Genomic DNA, 14672 nt, shown 5'->3' with positions numbered 1-14672 from the left:
TCCATGAACACTGCCGCCGTGAACCCTCCCGCTGCGCGCGCCGGCGACGCCGCCAGCGGTCCGCTGCCGCCAGCCGCCGCCGGCCTGCCGCCCTCGGTCGGCGCCTTCCACTACACGCGCTTCGAACCCCGGATGCCGGCGCTGGAGAAGGGCGCCGAGCCCGGCCGCCATCCGGTCGTGATCGCGGGCGGCGGGCCGGTCGGCATGTCGCTCGCGCTCGGCCTGGCGAACCATGGCGTGCGCAGCGTGATCCTGGAGGCCGACGACACGGTCTGCGTCGGCAGCCGCGCGGCCTGCATTTCGCGCCGCAGCCTCGAGATCGTCGAGCGCCTGGGCGCGTTGCCGGCCTTCCTGGCCAAGGGCCTGCCCTGGACGGGCGGGCGCAGCTACTACAAGACCGACGAGGTGTTCCGCTTCGAGATGCCGCACGACGAGCAGCAGAAGCTGCCGCCGATGATCAACCTGGAGCAGTACTACATCGAGCAGTACCTGCTGGACGAGATCGACCGCCGCAACGCGTCCACGCCCGGACTGATCGACATCCGCTGGGGCACCGAGCTCACCGGCTTCGTGGAGGATGCGGACGGCCTGGTGCTCGCGGCCCGCAACGCGCTCGGCGATTACGCGCTGCGCGGCGAGTGGCTGGCCGCCTGCGACGGCGGCCAGAGCTTCGTGCGCAAGTCGCTCGGCCTCGAACTGGTCGGCACCGGCTACGAAGGCCGCTACGTGATCATCGACATCGAGCTGCACAGCGCGTATCCGACCGAACGCCGCGCCTGGTTCGATCCACCCTGGAACCCCGGCTCGACCGTGCTGATGCACCGCCAGCCCGACGACATCTGGCGCATCGACTACCAGCTGCGCGCGGGCCAGAGCACCGAAGAGGCGCTGCAGCCCGCGGCGGTGGCCGAGTTCGTGCAACGCCATCTCGATGCCATCGGCGAAGGCCACCTGCCCTGGCACACGGTGTGGACCTCGGTCTACCGCGCCGGCGCGATGACGCTCGAGAGCTACCGCCACGGCCGCGTGCTGTTCGCAGGCAATGCCGCGCATGCGATGCCGATCTTCGGCGTGCGCGGCCTCAATTCCGGCTTCGACGATGCCGACAACCTGGCCTGGAAGCTGGCGCTGGTGGCCCGCGGCGTCTCGGAGGCGTCGCTGCTCGACAGCTACTCGCAGGAGCGCATCGCGGCCTTCCACATCAATGCCGAGAACGCGATGCGCAGCACCGAATTCATGTCGCCGCCCTCGCGCGGCTTCGACTTGCTGCGCGAGGCGGCGTTGTCGCTCTCGGGTGCGCACCGGGGCATCGCCAATTTGATCAACCCGCGCCAGACGCAGGCCGTGGGCTACGAGGGATCGATGCTGTCGAGCGAAGGCGAGGCGCTGACCGCCGGTCCGCGGCCGGGCGAGGTCATGCCCGAGCAGGCGCTGGCCGAGGGCCTGCATCTGACGGACCGCCTCGGCCCGGCCTTCACCGTGCTGGTGCTGAACATGCAGGAGCCGGACCTACTCCTGGCCTCCGACGTGGCGCGGGCACAGGCCGGGCCGCTGCCGGTCGCGCTGTGCGAGCTGTTGCCGAGCGAAGCCGGTCCCGAGGTGTTCGCGGCGCTCGGCGCGGCGCAGGGCGCCGTCTATCTGTTGCGCCCCGACGGCCATGTGGTTGCGCGCTGGCGACGTCCGCCCGAGGGCGAGCTGCTGCGGGCCCTGGCGCGCGCCGCCGTGCTGCCAACCAAGGAGTCCCCATGACCGCCCTGTCCCCCGAAGCCCGCGACCGCGTATACGCCGAGTGCGCGCGCGCCATCAGCGAAGCCGGCGCCGAACGAGAATCGCTGTTCCTCGCGCGGCTTGCGCTGTTGCTGTTCGAGCAGGTCGGCGACGAAGCACGCTGCCGGGCCGCGCTCGCGCAGGCGCTGGATGGCTTGCCGGTGCCGTCGCTCTCCGCCTGAGCCCTTACATTCCAGAACACACGAAACCAGGAGACTTATTCGATGGATCGCAGAACCCTGCTCACCACCCTCGCCGCGACTGCGGCCGCTGCAGCCGCTCCGTGGGCGCGCGCCCAGGGCGCCTATCCTGACCAGCTCATCAAGTGGGTGGTGCCGTACCCGGCCGGCGGCGGCACCGATGTGATCGCGCGCACCCTGGCCGAGGCCATGCGGCAGACGCTGGGTCAGCAGATCGTGATCGACAACCGTCCCGGCGCGTCGACCAACATCGGCGCCGAACTGGTCGCCAAGGCCAAGCCCGACGGCTACACCATCATGTCGGCCGACAACGCGCTGCTGGCCTTCAACGAGCACCTGTTCAGCAAGCTGCCGTTCAACCCCGAGAAGGACTTCAGCTACATCGGCGCGATCGGCAAGTTCCCGCTGGCGCTGGTGGTGCACCCGGACTTCCCGGCGCAGGACTTCAAGGCCTTCCTGGCCTATGTCAAGGCCAATCCGGGCAAGGTCAACTACGCCTCGCCGGGCAACGGCTCGCCGCATCACCTGGCGATGGAGATGTTCAAGGTCCGCACCGGCACCTTCATCACCCACATTCCGTACCGCGGTGCGGCGCCGGCGATGGCCGACGTGATGGGCGGCCAGGTGCCGGCCATGTTCCTCGACCTCGCCTCGGGCCTGTCCATCATGCAGAGCAAGAAGGTGCGCGTTCTGGCCATCGGCTCGGGCAGCCGCTCGAAGCTGTTGCCCGAAGTGCCGACGCTGGCGGAAGTGGGCGTCGCGAATTCCGAAGTGTTCGCCTTCCAGGGCGTCGTGGGACCGGCCGGCATCCCGCCGGCGATCGTCGCCAGGCTCAACGGCGACCTCAATCGGGCATTCACCGCGCCGGCGGTGCAGAAGCGCTTCAACGACTTCGGAATGGAGGCGATGCCCGGCACGCCGCAGCAGTTCGCGGCCCTGTCGCGCGCCGAATCCCAGCGCTGGGGCCCGATCATCAAGGCCGCGGGCATCAAGCTCGATTGACTGGCCCCCACGCTCCCTCACTGCGTGTGGTCGCTGCCCCCCGAGGGGGCCGCAGGCCGCCTTGGGGCGGCCCGGCGCCGGCCTGACCCTCTTTCCGGGCTACGGCTTCGCGAAGGCCCTGCGTGAGCCGTCCTCGAACTCTTCGTCGTCGCGCTCCAGCTTGCCGCTGGGATCCCAGGCGCGTTCGCGCGTGATGCGGCCCTTGCTGTCGTAGATCGATTCGGCGATGAGGACGCCCGTGTCGCTGAAGCGTTGATGGGCGCCGATGGGGATCTGGCTGAGGCGGTCGCTGGCCAGGTAGCGGCCGACGGCTGCCCGCTGGCCGTTGTCGTGGAATTCGGTGATCTCGATCAGGCGCGCCTTGCCGTCCACGCCATGGACCGACTTGCTGCGCGGCTGGCCGTTCTGGTAGTAGCTGGTGTCGCTCAGCGGCGCCCCGGCGGTGTTCCAGAGCTGCTCGCGCACCAGCGTGCCTTTCTCGGAGAACTCCTGCTCGCGCTGCTTGACCGCGCCGCGCTCGCCGATCAGCGAGATCACTTCGCGGCGCTTGATCCCTTCGGAGGAGAAGCGTCTTTCGGTGCGCTGGTTGCCCACCACCTCGTCCTGCGTCGCGGGCTTGCCGTTGTCGTAGAGGTCTTCGCTGCGCACCCGCTTGCCGGCCACATAGGACAGCCGCGACCGCAGCGTCCCCTGGGCGTCGAACAATTCGACCTTCGACGCGCCGTCGCGGAAGCCGCACAGCCGTGCGTCGTCGGCCACCGGCGCCAGCACCGGCTTGTCGCCGCAGCGCAGTGCCGAGAGCTGGCCGCTTTCGGTGAACTCGACCGAGGCGCGCTCGCCCGCCGCATCGGCGAAGAAGGTCACGCGGCGCAGCGACCCGGTCGCATAGAAGCTGCGCACCAGGCCCATCTCGCGGCCGTCCTCGTAGGTCGCATCGCGCAGCACCTGTCCGGTGGGCGAGAACTCGCGGGCCCGGCCCTCCATGTTGCCGCGCGCGTTCACGCTGTGTTCCTTCACGAGCTTGCCGTCCTCGTAGAAGCGCACCAGGCCCGTGAAGGTGCCGCTCTGGATCTGCTGCTCGCGCACCAGCAGGCCGCTGTCGCGGTCCTTGCAGCGCATCAGGCCGGTTTTGCCGACGGTGGTGCCGCCATTGGCCGGATTCGCCGCCTGGCCGTTGAGCTCGCAGTCCTGCACCGCGTGCGCCGTGCCGCAGGCGAACAGCAGCAGCACGGCCGCCGCGGCGAAGCGCTGGCGCGTCGATGGCTGGGGTGCCGCGGCCGAAAGGCTCATGCGTCGTATACGGTGTCGAGCGACCTGAAGCCCTTGGCCTCGATCGGATTGCCGAAGGGATCGCAGAAGAACATCGTCCATTGCTCGCCGGGCTGCCCCTCGAAGCGCACCTGCGGCTTCAGCACGAAGTCGACCCCGGCCGCCTCCAGGCGCGCGGCGAGTTGGCGCCAGGCGGGCAGTTCGAGCACGATGCCGAAGTGCGGCATCGGTACCATCGCGTCCCCCACGCGGCCGGTGCGCGCGGTGGCGAAGGGCTCGCCGAGGTGCAGCGAGATCTGGTGGCCGAAGAAGTCGAAGTCGACCCAGGTGTCGGTGCTGCGGCCTTCGGCGCAGCCGAGCACGCCGCCGTAGAAGCGCCTGGCTTCGTCGAGGTCGCGCACGTGGAAGGCGAGGTGGAAGATGGACATGTGACTTTCTGTGTCTGGTCGGCCATTGTCCACAAGCCGGGCCTCGATGGCGAGTCCCTGATGCCATCGGCAAGCCCAAAAGCGTGGACGCTTGGAGTAAGCTGCCTGCACAAGAAACACACTTCCGGAGCACCCCCCATGAGCGACGCCAGCAAGCCTTTCGCCTTCAGTCAGTTCGTTCCGGGTTTCGACTTCCTGAAGAATCTGGCTGGCGGGAGCACCACGCCCAGCGCCGTGCCAGGGCTGCCGAGCCTGTCGAACTGGGTGGCGCCGACGCTGAGCGTCGAGGAGGTCGACAAGCGCATCCAGGAGCTCAAGACCGTTCAGTACTGGCTCGAGCAGAATGGCCATGCGCTCAAGGCGACGATCCAGGCGCTCGAAGTGCAGAAGATGACGCTGTCGACCTTGCGCGGCATGAACGTGCGCATGGAAGACCTCGCGAGCGCCTTCACGCGGCCGGCAGCGCCCGCACCGGCGCCGGCGTTCCGGACCGAGGCGCCGGCCGCGGCACCCGCGCCCGAGGCGGCGCCGGAAGCCGAAGAGGCACCGGCGCCGACGCCTGCCGCGGCCGCGGCGGATGGGGCCGGGGTCGTCGACCCGCTGCAATGGTGGGGAGCCCTCACGCAGCAGTTCCAGCAGATCGCCAGTTCGGCCCTGCAGGACGCCTCGCATCTCACGGTRCCGGCCATGGCGCAGCCGCTGGCCGACGCGGCCGGTTCGGGCGCGCGTTCGACCCCGGCCAAGAGCGCCGCCAGGCCGGCCGCCGCCCGAAAGAAGGCTCCGGCGTCGCCCCGCGGCGGTGCGGCGGCTGCCAAACGCCCGGCGCCGGCGCGCAAGCGTGCGCGCTGACGCCGATTCCTCGCCTCCGAGAGAGAAAAGAAAGCCGAGCCCATGAAGCTATTTCCTTCCGGGCATGCCACCCACCCGCAATGGCGCATGGCCGCCGGCTTGGTGCTGGCCCAGTTGCGGGCGCAGATGGCGCTGCCCGACTATGCGCGCTCGCCGACCCTGGGCCTGCTCTACATCACCGACCACTACGGGGAAGACGCCCAGGAGATCCTCGATCACCTGGGTGCCGAACTGCCCGAGATCACCGACTGGACCGGCACCGTGGGGGTCGGTGTGGCGGCCAACAACGCCGAGTACTTCGACGAGCCGGCCCTCAGCGTGATGCTGTGCGAGTTGCCGAGCGACCAATACCGCGTGTTTTCCGGCGTGGCGCCGCTCGCCAGCTCGGAAACGAGCGGCTTCGCGGCCCATACCGCGCTGGTGCACGCCGACCCGCGCACGCCCGAGCTGGGCGAACTGATCGCCGAGATGGCGGAGCGCACCGACACCGGCTACCTGTTCGGCGGCCTGTCATCCGGCCGCGTCGGCTCGCTGCAATTCGCGATCGGCGGCAACGGCAACATCCGCGGCCACGGCGCGGTCGGCGGCGTGTTCTCGGGCGGCCTCTCGGGCGTGGTGTTCGGCGAGGGTGTGCGGCTGGTGTCGCGTGTGACCCAGGGCTGCCAGCCGGTCTCGCGCGAGCGCGAGATCACCAAGGCCGACGGCAATCTGCTGCTGGAGCTCGACGGCGAGCCCGCGCTCGACGTATTGCTGGCCGACCTGCGGGTGTCGCTCGATGCACCCGAGCAGGCGATCGACGCCGTGCGCGCGACCCTGGTCGGCCTGGCCGAGGCCGGCAGCGACGGCGTCCGGCGCACCGGTGACCTGGGCGCCGACGTGCGGGTGCGCCACATCATCGGGCTGGATCCGACCCGTCGCGGCGTGGCGATCGCCGATGTTGCCGAAGCCGGCATGCGCATGAGCTTCTGCCGCCGCAACGCGCAGGCGGCGCGCGCCGACTTGATGCGCGTCTGCGCCGAGATCCGCGAGGAGCTCGAGCCGCAGGAGCAGACGCTGGCGACCGCACGCGCGGTCGCGGCCGGCGAGGCCGAGGCCGCGCCGCATCCGGCACGCCGCATCGCGGGCGCGATCTACGTGAGCTGCTCGGGCCGCGGCGGACCGCATTTCGGCGCCCCCGGCGCCGAGCTGCAGATCGTGCGGCATGCGCTGGGCGATGTCCCGCTGGTCGGCTTCTTCGCCGCAGGCGAGATCGCCCGCAACCACCTGTACGGCTACACCGGCGTGCTGACGGTCTTCACCGACGACGACTGAAGGCCGGTGCGCAGCCCGGTGAAGGCGAAGTCGACCTCGGGCGCGAGTCCGCTCACGATGCGCGCGATCGACTTGCCCGAGCCGCAGGCATGGGTCCAGCCCAGCGTGCCGTGGCCCGTGTTCAGGAACAGGTTCGGCAGCTTCGTCGCCCCGATCAGCGGCACGTTGCTCGGTGTCGCCGGGCGCAGCCCGGTCCAGAACTGGGCCTCGGCCGCGTTGCCGGCGCCCGGGAACAGCTGCTCCACGCGCCGCACGATGGCCTCGCAGCGCACCCGGTTCAGGTCGCGGTCGTAGCCGTTGAGCTCGGCCGTGCCGGCGATGCGCAGCCGGTCGCCGGTGGCCGAGGTGTAGCGCGAGAACACCAGCTTGAATTCGTCGTCCGTCAACGAGACCTGGTGGGCCTTCGAGGCATCCTTGACCGGCATCGTGACCGAATAGCCCTTGGCCGGGTAGATCGGCAGGCGGATTCCGAGCGGCGCCGCGTAGAGTGGGCTCAGCGAGCCCATCGCCAGCACGAAGGCGTCGCCGCGGATACGCTGGAAGCGGCCCTCGCTGTCGGTCGCCTCGACGTGATCGATGCTGCCGCCGGCTTCGCGCAGCGCGGTCACGGTGTGGCTCATGAGGAAGCGCACGCCGGCCGCCTCGGCCAGCTTGACCAGCTCTCGCGCGAAGCGGTTGGCGTCGCCCGATTCGTCCTCCGCGGTGTAGGTGGCGCCGGCGAGCTGCGCACGGATGTGGGAGAGCGCGGGCTCGAGCTTCACCGCCTCGTCGGCCGAAATCACCCGCCGGTCGCAGCCGAGCGCGCGCATCTGCTCGGCCGGCTTCAGCGCCGCATCGAACTCTTTCTGCGTCGTGTAGAAGTGCAGGATGCCCTGGGTGCGCTGGTCGTAGTCCAGGCCGGTGTCGCGCCGCAGCTGCTGCAGGGTGTCGCGGCTGTAGGTGCCCAGGCGCACGATCTGCTCGATGTTGTGGCGGGTGCGCGCCGGCGTGCATTCGCGCAGGAACTGCAACCCCCAGAGCCACTGGCGCATGTCGGCGCGGATGCGGAACAGCAAGGGCGCATCTTCCTTGCCGAGCCATTGCAGCACCTTGAGTGGCGCCCCCGGGTTGGCCCAGGGCTCGGCATGGCTGACCGAGATCTGCCCGCCATTGGCGAAGCTGGTTTCCGCCGCCGGCGTGGCCTGGCGGTCGATCACGGTCACTTCGTGGCCGAGTTGCTGGAGGTAGTAGGCCGAAGTCACGCCGAGCAGGCCGGCGCCAAGAACGATCACGCGCATATCGAGAACCCTTGAAGGTTGCAGCGCTTGAACGCAACGGCGACGGAATGCTGTCGACAACGAAAGCAACCGGACCGAGAGTCCAAGTTGCCGCTCCCCCTGTCCTCGGTACCTGAGAGATTCACCCGCTGCGCCCGCAGCGGGTTTGCTCCTTCGGTGCACCACGCGCGCATGCAAGCGGCGTGATGGCTCTCCAGACGGCTTTGACAGTGAACTGCAGTACAGGCTCATCTTGTGAGCCGACCTGAGCGTTTATGGGAGTTTGCGCCTTCGGTGGGGCCCGTGGGCCCGCTCTCCTGCAGAGTGCGGATTGTAGCGGCGCAGCGCCGGCCTAGGGGCGCCGGAAGGCGAAGTCGAGCTCGGGCCGCAGGCCGCTGACGATGCGCGCGATCGACTTGCCCGCGCCGCAGGCATGGATCCAGGTCCGGCTGCCGGGCGCGGTATTCAGGAACAGGTTGGGCAAGCGCGTCTTGCCGATCATCGGCAGCCGGTTGGTGCTGACCGCATGCATGGCGGTCTCGAAGCTCGCCTGCTTGGCGTCGGCGACGCCGGGCAGCAGCATCTCGGTGCGGCGCACGATCGCCTGGAAGCGGTCCGAGTCGGGCTCGGCCGCCTCGTCGAGCCCGGCCTGCACGACGGCCTGAATCCGCAACTGCTCGCCGGCCGCCGTTTCGACGCGCGTGATGCGCAGCTTTCCCTGCCGGTCGCGCAGCGCGATGCGCGGCGCCTTCGCCGGGTCCAGGATCGGCATGGTGACGATGTACTCGCGCAGGAAGCGCAGCGGCATGTCGATGCCCAGGTCCTCGGCGTGCGGCACGCTCGAGGCCCCCAGCGCCAGCACGTAGGCCTGGGCGCGCAGCGTGGCGGGCTGGCCGGCGGCATCGAGCAGTTCGACGTGGTCGAGGCGGCCGTCGCGCTCCACGAGCGAGACCACCGTGTGCCCGGTCATGAAGCGCACCCCCGCCGCACGGCACAGGAACACCAGGCTGGCCGCGAATTGCGTCGCATCGCGCGCCGGATCCTCGAGCGCATGGGTCGCCCCGGCCAGCTTGCCGCGGATCGCCTTCAGCGCCGGTTCCATGCCGATCGCTTCGTCGGCCGACAGCAGCCGCTCCTCGCAGCCGAGCCCCGTCCAATGGCTTGCCCGGGCCGTCCGCACGCGGAAGGCCTCGGGGTCGGTGAAGAGGTTCAGGAGGCCGGCCGCCCGCGGGCCCTGCGGCACGCCAGCTTCGTCGCGCAGCGCCCGAGCGCTCTTGCGGCTGTAGGCGGCCAGGCGCACGAGATGGTCGAGAGAATCGCGTTTCGGCGGCGTGCCCATGGCCTGGTCGATCAGGCCGGCCAGCCGGCGGCGCATGCGGCCGCACATCTTGGTCCAGCGTTGAGCGGTCCGGGGCGCTGCGAGTCCGGGCCGCACTGCGGGCGAATGTGCACCGACCGCGGCCAGGCCGCGCGCCTTGGCCGCCGGCGTCGCGTGCCGGTCGACCACGGTCACTTCATGACCGAGCTGCTGAAGGTAATAGGCCGAAGTCACGCCGAGCAAGCCGGCGCCAAGTACAACCACGCGCATGTCCGAATCCTTTTGGGATGGCATGAACGGCGGGCGTTAGCGCTTACTGTGAAAGCGGCAAGACCCGGGGTTCAGACTGCCGCTCCCCCTGTCTCTGTTACCTGAGAGTTTCACCCGCTGCGTCCGGCAGCGGGTTTGCTCCTTCGGTGCACCACTTGGCGTGGTGACTCTCCAGTCGGCGATTGATCAAAAAATAGGCAGTGGCCGAATCGCATGGCGATTCACCTGAGCGTTCATGGGAGATTGCGCCATCGGTGGGACGGGTGCGTCCGCTTTTCTGCTCGCCGGATTTTATCGAGGAAACCGGTTTCGTGCTTTCAGGCCGGCGCCGGGCCGCCAGCGCGGCGTAGTCCGCGCTTCGCCCGGACGGGCGGCCTGCTGCTTCCCCCTCGGGGGGCAGCGAGTACACGAATTGACGAGCGTGGGGGTCAGCAGGTCAGCCCCGGCGCAGGCGCGTGAACAGCTCGAACTCCCAGTTGCGCATGCCCAGCAGCAGCGTGTAACCCTCGCGCTCCTTGGGCGACAGCTTCTGATCGGTCTGGTGCTGCTGGGCGAAGTCCTGCGCGACCCGTTGCAGCCGGTCGAGGAAGGCCGGCGCCAGCGACTTGCTGATCGAGCCGTGCACCAGCAGCAGGCCTTCGGCGGGGCCGTCGAAACCGCCGCGGTAATAGTCGAGCACCACGTTTTCGCGGAAGAAATCCATCACCGGCCCGTGCGGACGCCAGCGGAAGGTCTTGGCGAGCTTGAGCCGGTAGCGGTTCAGCGGCCGCAGTTCGATGATGCCGATCCGGTCGAGCTGGACCAGGTAGCCGATGCACTCGGCCTCGCTGATCCGGTAGGCGGCGACGATCTGCTCCAGCGTCCACTGGCTCAGCACGCAGATTGCCAGCAGCAGGAGCTTCTTGTCCTTGACCACCGCCTTCTCCTGCTCGAGGGTGAGTTCCTTGAGCAGGGGCTGAGCGTCCGCCACCCGGCGGGCCAGCTCGGCGAAGTCGATCTTGAGCGCCCGGCAGATCGCGTCGACCCGCGTCAGCGGCATGTCGCCCTTGGCCAGCATCCGCTTGACGCTGGATTCCGCCATGTCCAGAGATCTGGCCAGGTCGGCATAGGTCATGCGGGCGGTCTTGAGTTCGCTCTTGAGTGCGTTGACCAGGTCGACGGTGGTGCTCATGTCTGGGGGAGTATTGCGGCGCGATACCCAAAGTGGTGAAAAAGTGCTCCGTATCGATTCTCGATGCCCGGCGCGGGGTCGACAACCTAGATTCCGCCTCGTCGAGCCACCCATCGGAGTCTGCCATGTCCCTGCCGTCGTCCCTCTCCCATCGCGAGCGTGCCCTGCTGGCGCTCGCCGCGCTGCTATCGGTCGCCGCGGTTTTCGGTCCCGCGGTGCCGACCCCGGCGCTGGGCGGCGCGCCCTTCGCCGACGGCCGGTCCTGGGGTGCGCTGCCGAACGCGATGGACGTCTTGAGCAACCTGCCTTTCGCGGTGGTGGGCATCTGGGGCCTGCGCTGGCTGCACTGGCTCGGCCGCGCCCACGACGAGCTGCTGGAGGCCGCGCCGCTGCCGCAGGCCCTGGCGCCGCTGCCCTTCGATGCACTGGATTGCGCCTGGATGTTCTTCGCCGGCCTGATCCTCACCGCACTCGGCTCGGCCTTCTATCACCTGCAGCCCGATCCCATGCGGCTGGCGGCGGATCGCGCCGGCATGGCGGTGGCTTTCGCGGGGCTGGTCGGTGTCGCGGTCTGCGAGCGGGTCAGCGCACGCGCCGGCTGGCCAGCCGCCTGGGTCACGCTCGTCGGCGGGCTGCTGGCAGTGGCAGTCTGCCATCGCAGCGGCAACGCGCTGCCTTGGGCGCTGGTGCAGTTCGGCGGCCTGGCGCTGGTTCTCGCGCTGGCGCTGGCACGGCCGGTGCCGGGCGCCATCGGCCTCAAGCTCGGCGGGGTGGTCTTCTTCTATGCGCTCGCCAAGCTGTTCGAGCTGGCGGACCCTGCGATCCTCGATGCGACGAATCAATTGGTGTCGGGCCACAGCCTCAAGCACCTGACGGCCGCCCTGGCGGCGCTTCCCGTGCTGCATGCGCTGCAGGCGATGGGGCGGCAGACCCTGCGGCACAATTCGCGGGCCGCCGCCCTGACGGCCTGAGCAAACAGACCGCTGCGCCCATTCGAATGACCCATCCTTCCGAAGTCTCGTCCGCCAGCCTGCCCGAGGGGCCCGCCCACGCCAACCAGTTCGCCTTGTTGCGGCAGCGGCGCTTCGCGCCCTTCTTCTGGACCCAGTTCGCGGGCGCCGCCAACGACAACCTGTTCAAGTTCGCCTTCACGGTGATGGTGACCTACCAGCTGCAGCTGGCCTGGATGTCGCCCGCCATGGCGGGGCTGGCGATCGGCGCCCTGTTCATCCTGCCCTTTCTGCTGTTCTCCGCCACCGCGGGGCAACTCACGGACAAGTACGACAAGACGAAGATGATCCGCTTCGTCAAGAACCTCGAGATCGCGATCATGGGCATCGCCGCCTGGGGCTTCCTGCGGGCGGACGCCGTCGTGCTGCTCGGCTGCGTGTTCCTGATGGGGCTGCACTCGACCCTGTTCGGCCCGGTCAAGTTCGCCTATCTGCCGCAGGTGCTCGCGCCGCGCGAGCTCACCGGGGGCAACGGCATGGTCGAGATGGGCACCTTCGTCGCGATCCTGCTCGGGCAGGTCGCGGGCGGCCTGCTGGTCGCCCTGCCGCAGGTCGGGCATGCCACTGTGGCCGTGGCCTGCCTGCTGCTGGCGCTGGTCGGACGGGCGGTGGCGCAGGCGATCCCGCTGGCGCCGGCCACCGACCCCGGCCTGTCGATCAACTGGAATCCGGTCAGCGAAACCTGGCGCAACCTGAAGCTGGCGCACGGCAACGTGGTCGTCTTCCGCTCGCTGCTGGGCATCTCGTGGATGTGGTTCTTCGGCGCGGTCTTCCTGGCCCAGTTTCCGAGCTTCGCCAAGGAGGTGCTGCACGGCGACGAGCAGGTGGCCTCGCTGCTGCTGGTGGTGTTCTCGGTCGGCATCGGCATCGGCTCGCTGTTGTGCGAGACGCTGAGCCGGCGCCAGGTGGAGATCGGCCTGGTGCCGCTGGGCGCCATCGGCATGAGCGTGTTCGCGATCGATCTCTATTTCGCGTCGCGGGCGCTGCCGGCCGTGGGACAGATGGGGCTGGGCGCGTTCTCGGCCCAGCCGGCCCACTGGCGCGTGATGGCCGACCTGGGGCTGCTGTCGCTGTTCGCGGGGCTCTACAGCGTGCCGATGTATGCGCTGATCCAGATGCGCAGCCAGCCCACGCACCGGGCTCGTATCATCGCGGCCAACAACATCCTGAATGCGCTTTTCATGATCGCCAGTTCGGTCATCGCCGGTGCGCTGCTGAAGGGTGGCTTCACGATTCCCCAGATCTTCCTGTTCACCGGCATCGCCAACGCGGTCGTTGCTTTCTACATCTTCATGCTGGTTCCCGAATACCTGCTGCGCTTCGTGGCCTGGGTGCTGTCGCACCTGGTCTACCGCTTCGACATCCGGGGCCAGGAGCACATCCCGGCCGACGGGCCCGCGGTGCTGGTCTGCAACCACGTGAGCTTCATCGACGCGGTGCTGCTGATGGCCGCGAGCCCGCGCCCGATCCGCTTCATCATGGACCACCGCATCTTCGCCGTGCCGGTGCTCGGCTGGCTGTTCCGGATGGCCAAGGCGATCCCGATCGCGCCCCAGAAGGAAGACCCGGCGGCCTACGAGAAGGCCTTCGCGGAGGCCGTGCAGGTGCTGCGCGAGGGTGACCTGCTCGCCATCTTTCCCGAAGGCGCGATCACGCGCGACGGCAGCCTGCAACCGTTCAAGGGCGGCGTGATGAAGATCCTGGATGCCGCCCGCGCCGAAGGCCTCGACCCGCCGGTGATCCCGATGGCGCTGACCAATCTGTGGGGCTCGTACTTCAGCCGGATCGAGACGCGCGCCGGCCAGAACGTCGCGATGGTGCGGCCGTTCCGGCGCGGCTACTTCAGCCGCGTGGGGCTCCATGTCGGCAGTGCGGTGCCCCAGGTGGAGGTGCAGCCCGAAAGCCTGCGGCGGCGCGTGAGCGTGCTGCTCGGCAGCTGACGCCCGTCTGATGCCCGGCCTCCGTCAAATTCTCCACGCGATCACCTGGTTCGGTGACAGCGGATTTTTGCTGCCCGCCGCGATCTGGATCGCGGTGTGGCTCGGCATTCGCGGCGCCACCCGGCCCCTGGCGGTGCTCTGGGTGCTGCTGTTCGGCCTCGGCGGCGCCCTGATTGCGGTGTCGAAGATCGCCTTCCTCGGCTGGGGCATCGGCAGCGTCACACTCGATTTCACCGGCTTCAGCGGCCACACCGCGATCGCGGCCAGCGTCTGGCCGGTGGCCTGCTGGTTGGTGGTCTCGCGCTGGGAGCATCGGGTCCGGGTGGGCGCAGCACTGCTCGGATGGCTGTTCGCCGCCTTCATCGGCGCCACCCGGCTGGCGCTCGATGCGCATTCGCTCTCGGAAGTGGTGTTCGGCTATGCGCTGGGCGCGGCGGTCAGCGGGACCTTTCTCTGGTGGCAGCACCGCCTGCCGCATCCACGCCTGAGCTGGACGCTGGTGCTGCTGAGCCTCGCCACGCCGGTGCTGTTCCTGCGGCCCGGCACGCCGGCGCCGACCCAGGGCGCGCTCGAAGTCATTGCCGTGCGACTGTCGGGCATCGAGCGGCCTTTCACGCGCGCCGACCTGCTGGCGGGTCGCCGGATGCCGCTGGGTATCAGGTAGCGATACCGGCGGCGCAGAGTATCGCGACCGCTGCATCAAAGCGCTCCAGGGAACCAAGGGGCGGACCATCATCCGCCCACTTTCATTTCCTGGCGGAGCGAACTTCATGAAGCAGTATCTGTTCACGTTTTCTGGCTGCGGCCTGTGCGGCCCGCTCTGCGAGGGCGGGAAGCCGTGCTGAGCCGGACGTCCACCAACTTCGGCCCGTACGAGCGTG

General features: G+C 69.3%; 13 protein-coding genes and 3 riboswitches. Of the genes, 8 read left to right on the top strand and 5 right to left on the bottom strand.

All coding sequences use genetic code 11. From position 1 onward, the window contains the following. The first annotated feature begins 3 nt into the window (after positions 1 to 3). From AC1D2O_RS12670 to AC1D2O_RS12660, 3 genes are read left to right on the top strand one after another with little or no spacing between them, the layout of a single operon-like run. Positions 4 to 1749 carry an FAD-dependent monooxygenase gene (locus tag AC1D2O_RS12670; RefSeq protein WP_478157110.1) on the top strand — a complete coding sequence of 582 codons (1746 nt, stop codon included), beginning with the start codon at positions 4 to 6 and terminating at the stop codon, positions 1747 to 1749. Then, on the top strand, positions 1746 to 1949 hold the full coding sequence (locus AC1D2O_RS12665; protein WP_478092573.1) for a hypothetical protein: 204 nt from the start codon (positions 1746 to 1748) through the stop codon (positions 1947 to 1949). The genes AC1D2O_RS12670 and AC1D2O_RS12665 overlap by 4 nt, the downstream gene beginning before the upstream one ends. A 42-nt stretch (positions 1950 to 1991) precedes the next feature. Beyond that, entirely contained in the window at positions 1992 to 2969 is a 978-nt protein-coding gene (locus tag AC1D2O_RS12660) for a Bug family tripartite tricarboxylate transporter substrate binding protein (RefSeq protein ID WP_442281973.1), read from the top strand. Positions 2970 to 3068: 99 nt separating this feature from the next. Here AC1D2O_RS12660 and AC1D2O_RS12655 read toward each other — a convergent pair whose 3' ends face one another. Together AC1D2O_RS12655 and AC1D2O_RS12650 are read right to left on the bottom strand one after the other, a co-directional pair. Further along, the gene (locus AC1D2O_RS12655) at positions 3069 to 4259 is read right to left on the bottom strand and encodes a toxin-antitoxin system YwqK family antitoxin (protein ID WP_478157108.1); all 1191 of its coding nucleotides are present in this window, start codon (positions 4257 to 4259) and stop codon (positions 3069 to 3071) included. Next, positions 4256 to 4666 carry a VOC family protein gene (locus AC1D2O_RS12650; protein ID WP_478095097.1) on the bottom strand — a complete coding sequence of 137 codons (411 nt, stop codon included), beginning with the start codon at positions 4664 to 4666 and terminating at the stop codon, positions 4256 to 4258. Before AC1D2O_RS12650 ends, AC1D2O_RS12655 begins: the two co-directional genes overlap by 4 nt. 138 nt (positions 4667 to 4804) lie before the next feature. Here AC1D2O_RS12650 and AC1D2O_RS12645 point away from each other — a divergent pair, with 138 nt between their 5' ends. Further along, positions 4805 to 5515, top strand: a complete 711-nt coding sequence (locus tag AC1D2O_RS12645) for a PhaM family polyhydroxyalkanoate granule multifunctional regulatory protein (RefSeq protein ID WP_478157107.1) — start codon at positions 4805 to 4807, stop codon at positions 5513 to 5515. Between the two features lie 42 nt (positions 5516 to 5557). Continuing rightward, entirely contained in the window at positions 5558 to 6826 is a 1269-nt protein-coding gene (locus AC1D2O_RS12640) for an FIST signal transduction protein (protein ID WP_478093713.1), read from the top strand. Here AC1D2O_RS12640 and AC1D2O_RS12635 read toward each other — a convergent pair. From AC1D2O_RS12635 to AC1D2O_RS12625, 3 genes are all read right to left on the bottom strand, one after another. Beyond that, positions 6787 to 8103, bottom strand: coding sequence for a D-amino acid dehydrogenase (locus tag AC1D2O_RS12635; RefSeq protein WP_478093711.1), 1317 nt, complete (start codon positions 8101 to 8103; stop codon positions 6787 to 6789). The genes AC1D2O_RS12640 and AC1D2O_RS12635 overlap by 40 nt on opposite strands. Positions 8104 to 8192: 89 nt before the next feature. Then, positions 8193 to 8310, bottom strand: a riboswitch (glycine riboswitch). Further along, positions 8311 to 8412: riboswitch (glycine riboswitch) on the bottom strand. 22 nt (positions 8413 to 8434) lie between these two features. Then, the gene (locus AC1D2O_RS12630; RefSeq protein WP_478157105.1) at positions 8435 to 9670 is read right to left on the bottom strand and encodes an FAD-dependent oxidoreductase; all 1236 of its coding nucleotides are present in this window, start codon (positions 9668 to 9670) and stop codon (positions 8435 to 8437) included. A 78-nt stretch (positions 9671 to 9748) separates the two neighbouring features. Continuing rightward, positions 9749 to 9855, bottom strand: a riboswitch (glycine riboswitch). A gap of 251 nt (positions 9856 to 10106) precedes the next feature. Further along, positions 10107 to 10841 carry a helix-turn-helix domain-containing protein gene (locus tag AC1D2O_RS12625; RefSeq protein ID WP_478090148.1) on the bottom strand — a complete coding sequence of 245 codons (735 nt, stop codon included), beginning with the start codon at positions 10839 to 10841 and terminating at the stop codon, positions 10107 to 10109. A 125-nt stretch (positions 10842 to 10966) separates the two neighbouring features. Between AC1D2O_RS12625 and AC1D2O_RS12620 the strand changes: the two genes are divergently transcribed. The 3 genes from AC1D2O_RS12620 to AC1D2O_RS12610 are packed head-to-tail and all read left to right on the top strand — an operon-like array spanning position 10967 to position 14455. Continuing rightward, on the top strand, positions 10967 to 11812 hold the full coding sequence (locus AC1D2O_RS12620) for a hypothetical protein (RefSeq protein WP_478157104.1): 846 nt from the start codon (positions 10967 to 10969) through the stop codon (positions 11810 to 11812). 26 nt (positions 11813 to 11838) lie between these two features. Continuing rightward, positions 11839 to 13791, top strand: a complete 1953-nt coding sequence (locus AC1D2O_RS12615) for an MFS transporter (protein WP_478090146.1) — start codon at positions 11839 to 11841, stop codon at positions 13789 to 13791. 10 nt (positions 13792 to 13801) lie between these two features. Beyond that, complete coding sequence (locus tag AC1D2O_RS12610; RefSeq protein WP_478090145.1) at positions 13802 to 14455, top strand: phosphatase PAP2 family protein; 654 nt, start codon at positions 13802 to 13804, stop codon at positions 14453 to 14455. The last annotated feature ends 217 nt before the right edge of the window (positions 14456 to 14672 follow it).

The organism is Variovorax sp. P1_G12, assembly GCF_056405555.1.
Note: the sequence above shows the minus strand (reverse complement) of the source record. Positions and strands in the feature narration are given on the sequence as shown.